Origin of the sequence: Nostoc spongiaeforme FACHB-130 (genome assembly GCF_014698475.1) — a bacterium.
GTDB lineage: Bacteria > Cyanobacteriota > Cyanobacteriia > Cyanobacteriales > Nostocaceae > Nostoc_B > Nostoc_B spongiaeforme.
Map to the genome: position 1 here is coordinate 1 of NZ_JACJTB010000020.1, position 12,550 is coordinate 12,550.

Here is a 12,550-nt window from a genome sequence, read left to right on the forward strand (position 1 = left end):
TACTCAACCATCTTCCTCTTCGTCTTCCGCGTTGGAGTACTTTTCCTCCTACTCCTGTTGACGATTTCTTTTGCTTCAATTCCTCCTAATTGTAAAAAACCTACACCTGTCAGGGGGTTGGGGGTGGGGTTCCGACTGTATTACAAGCAAGTAAGAACCGCTATAGTAATCGCACTTCTCAAAACTAGCAAAAGGCGATCGCGCTGGTGGGTTGTGTGATTCCTTTATTGCTCATACCCAAATTGCTAGAATGCAGATACTTTTTATCATCCGCGATCGCTATGACTCGTCAAGAAATCGAAGAGCAACTTCTGGGCTTATCGCTTGCTGACAAAGCAGATATTATCCAAAGTCTGACCAAAAACCTTAGCACCAGTGGAAGGGGAATTACTAAAACTCCTGGTGTGTGTGGTGGTGAAGCTTGTATTGCGGGAACTCGAATTGCTATTTGGCTTTTAGTGGAAGCACAGCAACTTGGTATTAATGAAGCTCAATTATTGCAGGACTATCCTCACATTACCGCAGCAGATTTAGTCAATGCTTGGGCTTATGCTGATGCTTATCCCGAAGAAATTACTGCCGCAATTCGTGCTAATAATGAGGCAGCCTAATCGATGGCACGTTTGTACACAGATGAACAATTTCCTCGGATAGTCAGCGAATTGCTGCGGACAATGGGACATGATGTTTTAACTGTACAGGAAGCTGGTAACGATAATTTAGGTATTCCTGATGAGGAAGTATTAGCTTTTGCAATTAGAGATAATCGCGCAGTCATAACCCTCAATCGTCAAGATTTTGTCCGCTTGCATCGTGCTAATTCTGAGCATTTTGGTATTATTGTTTGTACGAATGATACTGACAGAAATCGAATGGCAATTCGTATTAATGAAGCTTTGGTATCTGAGGAATCTTTGGCAGGTAAGTTGATTCGGGTTGTACGTCCGGTAATTTAGACTATAACTATAAGTCGCCATCTCCAAAAACCAAAAAGCGTAGCCGTAAGGCTTGTCGTCAGACATCGCATTCTTCAAAACCAAAGTGGGATAACTTCGTTAAGCTACGCGATCGCACTTCTCAAAACTACCAAAATGCGATCGCATATGGCATTTAGCTTGCTACCTTGTTCAAAAAACTGTTGAAGCGATCGCTATCCATCAAGCCGTTTTCCGATAGTATGCGGCGCACTGCAACTAAATGCAATGTTCTGACATCCGCTTGTTGCTCGTAATCAGGCAGGACTATTAGTGTACCAGATGATGGATGCTGGTAAATCTTTTGAGAGCCAAAGGTCTGCATAGTTACAAACCCTGTCTCTAAGAGCAATTTCTCTAATTCTGTGAATTTAATTTCTCTAACCATGATGACGAATCACTCCTTGTAACTGGCTGAGAACATCATTTTTAAATTTAGCAAATATTTTGATCGCCTGTATATTTAATACGTTGTCTTTAGATAAACGCACAGTTACACTATCACCAACATTCGCTAAATCGAATCCCTCAATGCTTTCAAAATATGCTTGTATATATAACCAATAAGCTTGGCTATTTTTTGCATCATATACAATTAAAATACATGGCATTGGTTCAACCAACCATAATTCTAAATCCGAGCGGGTGATAGTAAAAGTAATGGTTTTTTGGTCTGCAAGTATAGAGAGGGAATCTGTAGCTTTTAACTGTACATATATCTGACCATTTTCAATCTCACCTCCAGTATTATAAGTAAAAATCACTAGATCGTAGCCATAATCATACTCAATACGCTCTACAGAATACCCGCATAGCAAGATATATCTTTCGACATAGTTGACACTTAAATCTGCTATTATATGTTCTCTTGGTCGCTTTTTTCTGGGCATTGAACGGGCTTTTTAGTTTAAAATTATCAAAATTATATTATGGCGTTTCTTACTCTAGTGAAATACAGAGAAGAATAATTAACCGCAGATAAACGCAGATGGACGCAGATAAATTTGTACTTCAGTAGACTAGGAAAGGTAACGCACTCCCATCAACCCTAATAAAAGCGATCGCGGTGGGACTTTAGATATACTCAAACTAGAATCAATTAGCTGATAATATTTGAATGATGACAAATCGTGAAGAATTAATTCAAGAACTAGAACAAGCCCCTGATGATATAGTTCAATCGGTACTAGATTTTTTGAATCGGGTAAAAGCCACACGCAAAACTCATCCTCTAGCAAAATTTGCAGGGATTTTAAGTGATGTCGAAGCCGAAGAATTAAAACGGGTGATAATCGCAGAATGTCGGCAGGTGGATGTAAATGAGTGGTGAGATTGCCCTTGATACTTCTGTGGCTGTGCGTTTTTTGAATGGGGATGAAGTGGTTGTTTCGCGGGTACTAGCTTTACCAGAAATAGTTTTACCTACTGTTGTGGTTGGTGAGTTACTTTTTGGTGCGGAAAATTCAACTCGTCCATTACAAAATTTACCGCGTTATCTGGAATTTATTGAGGCTTGTGTAGTTGTACCATTAAGTCGAGAAACAGCCGCAGTTTATGCTCAAACTCGATTGATGTTGAAACGGAAGGGACGACCAATTCCGATGAATGATGTTTGGATTGCGGCACAGTGTTTGGAACAGGGTTGGGTTTTAGTGACAGATGATACAGATTTCGATTATGTTGATGGTTTGATGTTAGAGCGTTGGTAATTTGTAGTATGCAAAGGCTAAAACGCGATCGCACCTCCCCATAATTTCCACAAATGCGTAGCCGTAAGGCTTGTCGTCAGACATCGCACTTCCCCACAATCACACAGGTGATAACCTCGTTCAGCCACGCTAACGCACACAAAAAACCCCTATAAACACATAGCCATAAGACTTGTCGTCAGACATTGCCATAGTTAAGGAAAATATCTGTAAATATCCTTTCTTTGTAATGCTCTAACAAAAACAATTATGCCATCAGAGATTGTTAACCCAATTCTGTAATCCCCTATTCTAATCCGATAATAATCGCCGTCAGCTTTCAGTTTTTTAACATTATTCACATCTAAAAGACTTTCGGCATTTTCGACTTCTTCAATTACTGTTTGTATTTTTTGTAGCAAGGTTTCATCTCGGATTTTGCTTAAATCTTTTTCAGAGCTACTTTCTAAACTCAACATTCATCCTTTATTTCCTAAAATCTTGAAAATTGCCTCTCGGCTCACTAACTCGGTATTTTCGCCTTCTTTAATGGCTTTTTCTAGTGCTATATCTTCAATGATTTCTGCTAATAAATCGGAAAATACTTCTTTTTGTTCTTGTATAACTTCGGTTAGTGCAATTTTAAATATTTGCTTAATTTTATCTTCGTCAAAATTTAGTTCTGTCATCTTATTTCCTTCATCTGTGGATTGATATTAGCAGAGCGAATAATTTATGCTGTTTCGCTATTTATTCGGGCAAATCTGCCGACGCAATTCATCGCGGGTAGCCAGATAACCTTGGAGATACTTGCAACCCTGAGTGAGTAAATCATCTAAATCCAAACTCCACAATTTGATGGTCTTGTCCGAACTTGCGGAAGCTAAAGTTTTGCCATCTGCACTAAAGGCGACGCTGTTGACATTATCTTGATGCCCGGTAAGGGAGGTAATTTCTTTGCCTGTACTAACATTCCACAACTTTATAGTGTTGTCAGCACTAGCAGAAGCTAAAGTTTTACCATCTGGGCTAAAAGTGACGTTGAAGACCGAACCTTGATGCCCAGTCAGGAAGGCATTCTCTTTACCAGTAGCAATATCCCATAATTTAATGGTGTTTTCCAAACTGGCAGAAGCCAAGATTTTTCCATTTGGACTAAAAGCGATGCTTTGGATTTTTGATTGATCCTCTTGAAAAGTGAAAATTTCTTTGCCTGTAGTTAGATTCCATAACTTAATAGTTTTGTCATCACTTGCGGAAGCTAAGGTTTTGCCATCTGGGCTAAAAGCGACACTGTTGACTGAAAATTGATGGTCTCTGAAAGTGAAAATTTCTTTGCCTGTAGTTAGATTCCATAACTTAATAGTTTTGTCATCACTTGCGGAAGCTAAGGTTTTGCCATCTGGGCTAAAAGCGACACTGTTGACTGAAGATTGATGACCTCTGAAAGTGAAAATTTCTTTGCCTGTGTTCAGATTCCACAACTTAATAGTACTAGTTTTTGTACCATTGCGAATGGTAGCACCATTAATAGTAGTAGTGATAGTACTAAAATTTGTATTGTCACTTGCAAAAGCTAAAGTTTTGCCATCTGGACTAAAAGCGACGCTGTTGACCCCAGATAAATGCCCACTCAAAGTAGAAGTTTCTTTGCCTGTGGTCAAATTCCACAATTTTATTTTGTCAAAATAAGCACCTGCGGAAGCCAAGGTTTTGCCATCTGGACTAAAAGCGACGCTTATAGGCAGAGATTGATGATCATTAAAAGTAGAAGTTTCTTTGCCTGTGGTTAGATTCCACAACTTGATGGTGTTATCAGAACTTGCAGAAGCTAAGGTTTTGCCATCGGGGCTAAAAGTTGTGCTGAAGACCAAATCTTGATGTCCAGTTAAAGTAGAAATTTCTTTGCCTTTGGATAGATTCCATAACTTGATGGTGTTATCAGAACTTGCAGAAGCTAAGGTTTTGCCGTCGGGGCTAAAAGCGATGCTGTTGACTCCTGATTTATGCCCAGTCAAGGTTGATTCTTTGCCTGTACTCAAATCCCACAAGCGAATGGTACTGTAATCACTTGCGGAAGCTAAAGTTTTGCCATCTGGACTAAAAGCGACACTGTTGAACTCTTCATCACGATGCCCAGTCAAGGTTGAAATTTGTTTGCTTGTAGTCATATCCCACAACCTGATAGTGTAGTCACGACTTGCAGAAGCTAAGGTTTTGCCATCTGGACTAAAAGCGATTTGACGAATCCTAGATTGATGCCCGGTCATGGTTGAAATTTGTTTGCCTGTGGTCAAATTCCACAACCTGATAGTGTAGTCAGCACTTGCGGAAGCTAAGGTTTTGCCATCTTGAGTAAAAGCGATACTATTGACCCAACTTTGATGCCCAGTCAGGGTTAATATTTTTTTACCTGTGGTCAAATTCCATAACTTTATGGTTCTGTCAGCACTTCCAGAAGCCAAGGTTTTGCCATCAGGACTAAAAGCAATGCTGCTGACTCCTGATTGATGCCCAGTCAAGGTTAAAATTTTTTTACCTGTGGTCAAATTCCATAATTTAATGGTGTTGTCAGAACTTGCAGAAGCCAAGATTTTGCCGTCATGACTAAAAGCAACTTCAGAGACTATATCTTGATGCCCTTGTAACTGATTGCGTTCCCGAATGTTTAACAAAATCTCTTGTAAACTAAATATTGGGCTGTAAGCCGGATAATCAGCTAAAGATGTTTTAGCTTTAACTAAATTTTTCAACTCCTTCCCAGCCCGCATTATTTCCATTAAATTCTCAATTTGCCCTCCTACACCAAACTGACGCAAAGTTCTAATTCCCGTCTGCTCCAATCGTGTCGCTGTGAGAGCATTTTGGCGCTGTTTTTCTGTTGCTTGTCGCTGCGTTTCGGCTTTTTGTGCCAAATTTAGGGCTGTTTGGGTTTCTCGTTGTGCTTGTCGTGATTGTTCAAGAGCAGTTTCTCGTTCTTGTTGAGCTATTTCCTTTTCTCGTAATGCTGCTTCCTTTGCTTTCTTGATTTCATCTAAACTTTTTTCCGCTTGTTGACGTTTTTGTTGCGCCTGTCGTTTTTCTTGTTCCGCTTTTTCTGTATCTCCCTGCGCTTTTGTAGCTGCTTTTTTTAGAGATTCTTCTCTCTGCTTTAAGGCTTGGACTTCTTGATTTTTTTGCTGGAATTGTCTATCGAGATTTTTTACCTTATCATCCGCTTCTTTTACTCTATCGTCTGCTGTTTTAGTTATAGTTTCAGCCTTTTGTTGTGCTGTCAACCTTTCATCATTAGCCCAATTAGCAAAAATCAAAGCAGCAACAGACCCAATTATGGAAATAACCAGCACAATCAAACCAATACGAGTTCTTTTTTTTGCTTTTTCTTCTTCCTGCAAAGCTTGATTTCGTTTTGCGTCCGCCTCCTCAACCTTCTGATTTAACTCAGATTCAACACTCGCAGATAAAAAACGATAATCAGCATCACTCAAACTTTTTCCATTAGCCCAGACACGAGCTTTTTCTAAGTCTTCCGACTGTAATAAATAAGAAGTATCCTGAAATTGACTTTTTAACCAAGCGTTAAAATTATCAGCATAAGGACGCAATTTATTTAACTCTGTCTCAACCCAACTTAAATTAAAAATATTCCGATAAACGAGATTATAAATCTTTAAATTTTCCTCTTGCTCCACTACCAATCCAGTCAAACGCAACCTCATTTTTTCTGGGCTACCATCAACAGCAATCTCTCCTTCTTGCAAAATTTGCTGATACAAACCCAACAAACTCCCAGCAAATTTTTCGTCCGTGACAATCCTTTTCCGTATAGTTCTTAAATGCTCTGGTTCATCCAAGGATTCCCAGTTATCAATAATTTGCTTTCTGACAACTTTTCCCACCCAATCCAAAGCATTTGGCTCTGGGGTGTAACATTCTGAATATACAGATAGTTCTTGTAATAATAAATTACAAAGTTTCTGCGTTAAAAAAGGTTGTCCACCAGTCCAACATAAAACACCTTTCATCACTTCTTGAATATTGCTAACTTTTCCCCTCAATCCTTCAGCTAAGGGCGCAATTTCATCTTCCTTAAAACCATTAAGTTGAACTGCTCGACCAATATTAAATGGCGTTCGTTTTTTATCATCAATCAAATCGCTGGGAGTAGCCACACCTAGCAAAGCAAAGGTCAAACGATTTAAATCTGGATTTAAAGCACGCTTTTCATAACAACTTCTAATCAGAGCAAAAAAATTATTAGAGTGCCGAAACTTTAAATTTAAACTTAAAATACTATCGATTTCATCAATAAAAATAATAATATTACCCTTGACATTTGGCAGCATTACCTCTTCCAAAAACGAACCAAATCGCTGCACAGGAGATAATTGAATACGTTTATCCCACCAAATAAATAATTCTTCGGGTGGAGATAAAACTTGTAGTTGATTCACCAAGATGTAAGCAATACCTGTATACCATTGTTCAAGGCTGCTTTCCTGACTACCTTCATCAATACCTATTTCGGTTAAATCAATCTTGGCACAAGCAAAACCCTCTGTTTGCAATCGTTTCATTGTCCGATTCAGCAAGCTGGTTTTACCCATTTGTCGGGAGTTAAAGACAAAACAAAACTCCCCCGCTTTCAACCACTGATAAAATTCTGTGTCGGCTTTTCTAAATACGTAACTGGGGGCATTTTCTGGTAAACCACCACCAACTTTGTACTCATAATGTCCCGTCATAATTTATCCACAAAAATAAAAAAAATATTGAGGACTAGATCCCCTAGAACCCCGACTTCTTGAAGAAGTCGGGGTTCTGAATCCAGTGAGCTTTTATTAAACAGCCATACCACCTGAGTTAAGCCAAGAGAATATCGAGTACCGATTGACTTATTATCGACTTGTTATTTACTTTACAACAAAAAGCCTTTTCCTTTAAGCTAAATTACGTAGCTCTTTTCACCATCTGCCATGCTTCGTGCAACACGCTCAGTAGTACTACGTGATAAAAACTGCCAAGATAAGGTTTTAGTCCGCTTTCACGGGCAATACGGTAGTCAGAAATATTTAGGCCAATATTTAGGAGGAATGGCTCAAAGTACGGTTAGTAAGTTTCTCAATATGCAACCTGTTGACCGTGAGACATTTATCCAAATTTGTGCAGCTTTGGGTATAGAAGATTGGCGAAGCGTTGGTATCCCCTACAGAAAGCCAGCAGATAAAACAGAAAATAGCGATTCTGAGGAATTAGAAGAATTAGAGGAGTCAGAGAAACAAGAGGAAATTCCCACCTTACGAACCCCAGTACATATCAGCACTCTAGAATATCCAGACGGAGAACAACTAGCCCTAAATTCCAATTTTTACGTCCAGCGTCCCCCTGTAGAACAGCAATGTTTTGAAGAAATTAGCAAACCTGCTGCACTGATTTGTATTAAAGCTCCCCAAAAAATGGGGAAATCGTCCCTCCTAGTACAGATTATTCAACAAGCAAAAAATCAAGGTGATGCGACGGTAGTTATCAACTTTGAGCTAGGGGAAAAAGAATTTTTCAGCGACTTGAGTAAATTTTTACGCTGGGTGTGCGATCGCATCATCCTAGAATTGACTAAAGACAATCTCGAATTAGCCACCGAACTGTTTGAAAAATTAGACGAGCATTGGAAATTGGCTCCACGTATTGGTAGTAAAATAGCTGCCAAATATTACTTAGAGCGATATCTACTCCCCAAAATCAATCAACCCCTAACCCTAGCACTGGAAGAAGTCGATAGATTATTTGAGTATCCAGGAATTTACAAAGACTTTTTTGGACTATTGCGTTCTCTCCATCAAGAAGGAAGACAACAAGAAATCTTCAAAAAACTCCGCTTAGTGATAGTACATTCCACGGAAGCCTATGTACCAATGGATATCAACCAATCCCCCTTTAACGTAGGTTTACCCATCAAGCTACCAGAATTTGACCCGGAACAAATGCTAGATTTAGCTAAACGTCACCAACTGGAATGGAGTGATACGCAAGTCCAGCAATTGAGAGACATGATTGGCGGACATCCTTATTTAGTGCGTCTGGCTTTGTATAAAATAGCTCGTGGTGAGATAACCTTATCTCGGTTTCTGGAAACAGCATCCACCCCATCAGGGATTTTCAGTAGTCACTTGCGTCATCTTAGCTTAATTTTGACAGAACAACAGGAATTAGGCGCAGCGATGAAAGAGATTATAAATACTAACAAACCAGGAAAATTCAGCGATGCAGTCAGATATAAATTAATAGCTTTGGGTTTAGTAAATCTGTTAAATGACGAAGTGATAATACGTTGCAAGCTATATTACCAATATTTTCAGAATTTTTATAAAAATAAATAGATACTGAATAAAAGTCGATTTTTCTTTGGGTATAACTCAGATGGGTGTAGGTGACATTAAGGTTGTCGAGTTCAACAGACAATTTCATGTTACACCAAGCATTCAGCAACAAACAAATCAAAAACCTCACAGCAACCGCAGTATTCGCATTTATATCTCTTTTTACAAGCGTAGTTCGTGCAGAAGACGATCGCTCATATATTTATGAAGTCAAAAACCAGCTCTTAGAGCGAGCAGAGATCGCAGGTTTGGGTGGTTACACTTTAACTCACAAACCTAGCATCGATACCCTTCGTGAAGGTCGCTCCCACTATATCAATATAAATCTGCGTGCAGGTATGTCCTATGGAATTGTGGGAGTGTGTGACAGCGATTGTCAAGATTTAGACATTTCTCTTTATGATCACCGAGGAAACTTGATTGCTTCAGATTTACAAGATGATGACATTCCCGTGATTAGCCTCAATCCCTCTCGAAGCGGTAGATATCAAATCCAAGTTGATATGGCTAATTGTAATGCCAATACTTGTTACTACGGCATAGGTGTATTTGGTCAATAAACCTAAATTGAAGGAGCGCAGACATTCAAAAACACATATCTTGCACCTAGCCCCAACGAATGGAATTCGCGGCTATAAAAACGAAGTCCGCCTACGCGGACTAAATTAAAATCAAGGGTTTTGAGCCTGCCTCCGCAGGCTTTGTTCGTGTAGCCGCGATTTTAATCGTTAGTGCAAGATGTGTGAAAATTCACAGTTCAACTTCAGATTAAATTGGGTAGAAAATAATGCCGTGTGCAACTTTCTCTTAAACCTAACCCCCAACCCCTCACGCCAATTACTACAACTTTGGGAATCAAGGTGAGTAATATTCAAAGCCTCTCTCCGGTTTGGAGAGGGGTTTCAAGAATAAGTCGCACAGTATCGGATAAAAAATTACACCAAGTTTAAGAAAATCAGACCTGAGCAAGTGAAGTGTTAACTTAGATGATTAGTTGCCCAACAGGGCGCATAATATGAAAACTTTTCCATCTTGCTTTGGTAAGAGTAAGCAAAATAAATTAGTTCGTTTGGGATTGTCAGCATTAACAGCCTTAGCCATCACGGGCGGTATACATTCAGCTAATGCAGCTTCCCTAAAAACCCAAAGTTCAGCAGAAATCGCTTCAGCATCAGTCAGCCTCAGTCAAACACAAGCCGTTACTAATCAGCCTTCCTATCAAGCAATGCAGATAGCACCATTGATTCCCATAGTGGTGCTTGGTGGCGTTGTTATATTTGTGCCGTTGTTTTTTGGCGGACTCGTAGTGATTGGCGAACGGGAAGTTGGCATTGTCGTGAAAAAATTTGCCCTCTCTGGACGCGGACTACCACCCGGAAGATTAATTGCCCTCAACGGTGAAGCTGGTTTGCAAGCCGATACCCTTGCACCGGGTTGGCATTGGGGTTACTGGCCTTGGCAATATTCGGTTCGTAAAGAATCGGTGGTGGTAGTACCCCAAGGTGAAATCGCTCTGATTGTAGCCGCAGATGGCGCATCCAACCCACCAGAGAGGATTTTGGGCAAAATTGTCGATTGTGATAATTTCCAAGATGCACGCAAGTTTCTGACCAATGGCGGCGAAAAAGGCCGTCAAATGGGCTTTCTGACTGCTGGGACTTACCGCATTAACACCGCACTGTTTCGCGTCATTATGGCGGCGAATGCCAAACACAATGATATGCAGGCCGAACAATTGCGGGTGTATAGTGTGGCATCAGATAAAGTCGGCATTGTCACCACTTTGGATGGTTTACCGATTCCGGCTGGTGAAATTGCAGGGCCGATGATTCCTGGACACGATAATTTCCAGAATGGTCAAAAATTCCTCAATGCTGGTGGACGCAGAGGTTTGCAAGAGCAAATTTTACTGTCTGGTTCTTGGAACCTGAACCCCTGGTTTGTGCAGGTTGAGCAAGTCCCCATGTCTGAAATCCCGATTGGTTATGTGGGTGTGGTGATTTCTTTCGTTGGTCAATCTCAAGAAGATGTCAGTGGCGCAACTTTCACGCATGGTAACTTGGTGAATCCTGGACACAAAGGTGTGTGGATAGAACCGTTGTATCCAGGTAAGCATCCCGTCAACTCTCGAATTATGAAAATTGAGTTGGTTCCCACGACTAACATTGTGTTGAATTGGTCAAGTCGTACCGAACGCCACAGCTATGATGCTCATTTGGCTTCCTTGACAGTACGATCGCGCGATGGTTTTGCCTTTGATTTAGAAGTCGCCCAAATTATTCACGTCGGCGCTTTGGATGCACCAAAGGTAATTTCCCGTGTGGGTTCTATGCAAAATTTAGTTGACCATGTATTAGAACCGACCATTGGTAACTATTTCCGCAACTCTGCCCAAGATTACACTGTACTTGATTTTCTCACCGCCCGGAGCGATCGCCAAGCAGAAGCGGCTGAGTATATTAGAGCAGCATTACGCGCTTATGATGTACAAGCAATTGACACCTTAATCGGTGATATTCAGCCCCCAGCATCCTTGATGCAAACCCAAACAGACCGCAAAATTGCTGAAGAACAACGCAAAACCTACGAAGTGCAGCAGGTAGCCCAAACCCAACGCCAACAACTTGTGCGGGAAACAGCATTGGCTGACATTCAACAAGAAATGGTGAAATCAGAAAAAAGCGTCCAAATTGCGGAACTCAAAGCCCAAGCCCAAATTCAACACGCCACTGGGGAAGCCGAAGGAATCAAATTACGCGCCATAGCCGAAGCCGAAGGGATTCGCGCCACAGGTAACGCCAAAGCCGAAACCTACCGCGCAGGTGTGGAAGCCTTGGGACAACAAGGTTATACAGCTATGCAATTGATGCAGATTATAGGCGATCGCAACGTCCGATTGATACCAGAAGTTTTAGTCAGTGGTAACGGTAGTAATAATGGCTTGGTAGATGGTTTACTTTCAATGATTTTATGGAATCAAACAGCCAAGCAAGGTGAAGTCACACCCACACCTTTACATCCACAACCCATAGTTGTGAATAACCCAGCAGTTTCACCAAATAATCACTCGCCCATAGTTGCGGAATTCCCAACGGATAAGTAATCTAAATAGTTGAATTAAATCAAACTATTGTGGGGTGGGCATTTTGCCCACCCTACTAATAGACTTATTGCACGAATATTGAAAAACTAGAATCTTTAGCCTCACGCAAAGACGCAAAGGCGCAAAGAGTTAAGGAACTGGAGGGTGAATGAAAACTATCGAGCAGCTAAAAACACGCATTCGGGAATTGGGACAACTTGCCGCACAGTTCAGTCAGCAAGCTGTTGAGGTAAGTAAAACTAATCGTGAACAAAGCAAAAATCTGATGAGACAAGCTAGAGAGGCTAGTAAACAGTGTCAGGTATTGATACAAGAGTTAAAAAGACATAAATATTAGAATCAGTTAAGCGAATAATTTTAAGGTAGGCAAGATGCCCACCTTATTAATGAATTGATTACATTTAATTT

The 12,550-nt window shown here is 40.5% G+C and carries 13 protein-coding genes; 8 read left to right on the plus strand and 5 right to left on the minus strand.

Going from position 1 to position 12,550, the window contains the following annotated elements:
- Positions 1-281: 281 nt before the first annotated feature.
- Positions 282-611 (plus strand): DUF433 domain-containing protein, encoded by a 330-nt coding sequence (locus tag H6G74_RS15745; protein WP_190681178.1) that lies wholly within the window; start codon positions 282-284, stop codon positions 609-611.
- A 3-nt stretch (positions 612-614) separates the two neighbouring features.
- Positions 615-956 carry a DUF5615 family PIN-like protein gene (locus H6G74_RS15750; RefSeq protein WP_190680757.1) on the plus strand — a complete coding sequence of 114 codons (342 nt, stop codon included), beginning with the start codon at positions 615-617 and terminating at the stop codon, positions 954-956.
- Between the two features lie 154 nt (positions 957-1,110).
- Here the strand turns inward: H6G74_RS15750 and H6G74_RS15755 are convergent, their stop codons facing one another.
- Positions 1,111-1,362, minus strand: a complete 252-nt coding sequence (locus H6G74_RS15755) for a type II toxin-antitoxin system HicA family toxin (RefSeq protein ID WP_190674376.1) — start codon at positions 1,360-1,362, stop codon at positions 1,111-1,113.
- Entirely contained in the window at positions 1,355-1,864 is a 510-nt protein-coding gene (locus H6G74_RS15760) for a DUF4365 domain-containing protein (RefSeq protein WP_190968571.1), read from the minus strand. The genes H6G74_RS15755 and H6G74_RS15760 overlap by 8 nt, the downstream gene beginning before the upstream one ends.
- A gap of 227 nt (positions 1,865-2,091) precedes the next feature.
- Here H6G74_RS15760 and H6G74_RS15765 point away from each other — a divergent pair, with 227 nt between their 5' ends.
- Positions 2,092-2,304 (plus strand): DUF2281 domain-containing protein, encoded by a 213-nt coding sequence (locus H6G74_RS15765; RefSeq protein WP_242049142.1) that lies wholly within the window; start codon positions 2,092-2,094, stop codon positions 2,302-2,304.
- Positions 2,294-2,683, plus strand: a complete 390-nt coding sequence (locus H6G74_RS15770) for a type II toxin-antitoxin system VapC family toxin (RefSeq protein ID WP_190870907.1) — start codon at positions 2,294-2,296, stop codon at positions 2,681-2,683. Before H6G74_RS15765 ends, H6G74_RS15770 begins: the two co-directional genes overlap by 11 nt.
- 194 nt (positions 2,684-2,877) lie before the next feature.
- On the opposite strand, the gene H6G74_RS15775 is transcribed toward H6G74_RS15770, so the two are convergent.
- From H6G74_RS15775 to H6G74_RS15785, 3 genes are read right to left on the minus strand one after another with little or no spacing between them, the layout of a single operon-like run.
- Positions 2,878-3,141, minus strand: coding sequence for a type II toxin-antitoxin system RelE family toxin (locus H6G74_RS15775; RefSeq protein WP_190968572.1), 264 nt, complete (start codon positions 3,139-3,141; stop codon positions 2,878-2,880).
- Entirely contained in the window at positions 3,142-3,351 is a 210-nt protein-coding gene (locus H6G74_RS15780; RefSeq protein ID WP_190968573.1) for a hypothetical protein, read from the minus strand.
- A 57-nt stretch (positions 3,352-3,408) separates the two neighbouring features.
- Positions 3,409-7,407, minus strand: a complete 3,999-nt coding sequence (locus H6G74_RS15785) for a WD40 domain-containing protein (protein WP_242051242.1) — start codon at positions 7,405-7,407, stop codon at positions 3,409-3,411.
- A 231-nt stretch (positions 7,408-7,638) separates the two neighbouring features.
- Between H6G74_RS15785 and H6G74_RS15790 the strand changes: the two genes are divergently transcribed.
- The 4 genes from H6G74_RS15790 (at position 7,639) to H6G74_RS15805 (ending at position 12,479) form a co-directional block, all read left to right on the plus strand.
- Positions 7,639-9,039 carry an AAA-like domain-containing protein gene (locus H6G74_RS15790; RefSeq protein ID WP_190968574.1) on the plus strand — a complete coding sequence of 467 codons (1,401 nt, stop codon included), beginning with the start codon at positions 7,639-7,641 and terminating at the stop codon, positions 9,037-9,039.
- An 86-nt stretch (positions 9,040-9,125) separates the two neighbouring features.
- Positions 9,126-9,599: a hypothetical protein gene (locus H6G74_RS15795; protein ID WP_190968575.1), complete on the plus strand. Its 474-nt coding sequence runs from the start codon at positions 9,126-9,128 to the stop codon at positions 9,597-9,599.
- 455 nt (positions 9,600-10,054) lie between these two features.
- Entirely contained in the window at positions 10,055-12,142 is a 2,088-nt protein-coding gene (locus H6G74_RS15800) for an SPFH domain-containing protein (RefSeq protein ID WP_190968576.1), read from the plus strand.
- A 148-nt stretch (positions 12,143-12,290) separates the two neighbouring features.
- Positions 12,291-12,479 carry a hypothetical protein gene (locus H6G74_RS15805; RefSeq protein ID WP_190968577.1) on the plus strand — a complete coding sequence of 63 codons (189 nt, stop codon included), beginning with the start codon at positions 12,291-12,293 and terminating at the stop codon, positions 12,477-12,479.
- The last annotated feature ends 71 nt before the right edge of the window (positions 12,480-12,550 follow it).

Bases quoted from the DNA above. Each gene is read 5' to 3' on its own strand.
- H6G74_RS15745 (WP_190681178.1), top strand. From the start codon at position 282: ATGACTCGTCAAGAAATCGAAGAGCAACTTCTGGGCTTATCGCTTGCT.
- H6G74_RS15750 (WP_190680757.1), top strand. From the start codon at position 615: ATGGCACGTTTGTACACAGATGAACAATTTCCTCGGATAGTCAGCGAA.
- H6G74_RS15755 (WP_190674376.1), bottom strand. From the start codon at position 1,362: ATGGTTAGAGAAATTAAATTCACAGAATTAGAGAAATTGCTCTTAGAG.
- H6G74_RS15760 (WP_190968571.1), bottom strand. From the start codon at position 1,864: ATGCCCAGAAAAAAGCGACCAAGAGAACATATAATAGCAGATTTAAGT.
- H6G74_RS15765 (WP_242049142.1), top strand. From the start codon at position 2,092: ATGATGACAAATCGTGAAGAATTAATTCAAGAACTAGAACAAGCCCCT.
- H6G74_RS15770 (WP_190870907.1), top strand. From the start codon at position 2,294: ATGAGTGGTGAGATTGCCCTTGATACTTCTGTGGCTGTGCGTTTTTTG.
- H6G74_RS15775 (WP_190968572.1), bottom strand. From the start codon at position 3,141: ATGTTGAGTTTAGAAAGTAGCTCTGAAAAAGATTTAAGCAAAATCCGA.
- H6G74_RS15780 (WP_190968573.1), bottom strand. From the start codon at position 3,351: ATGACAGAACTAAATTTTGACGAAGATAAAATTAAGCAAATATTTAAA.
- H6G74_RS15785 (WP_242051242.1), bottom strand. From the start codon at position 7,407: ATGACGGGACATTATGAGTACAAAGTTGGTGGTGGTTTACCAGAAAAT.
- H6G74_RS15790 (WP_190968574.1), top strand. From the start codon at position 7,639: ATGCTTCGTGCAACACGCTCAGTAGTACTACGTGATAAAAACTGCCAA.
- H6G74_RS15795 (WP_190968575.1), top strand. From the start codon at position 9,126: ATGTTACACCAAGCATTCAGCAACAAACAAATCAAAAACCTCACAGCA.
- H6G74_RS15800 (WP_190968576.1), top strand. From the start codon at position 10,055: ATGAAAACTTTTCCATCTTGCTTTGGTAAGAGTAAGCAAAATAAATTA.
- H6G74_RS15805 (WP_190968577.1), top strand. From the start codon at position 12,291: ATGAAAACTATCGAGCAGCTAAAAACACGCATTCGGGAATTGGGACAA.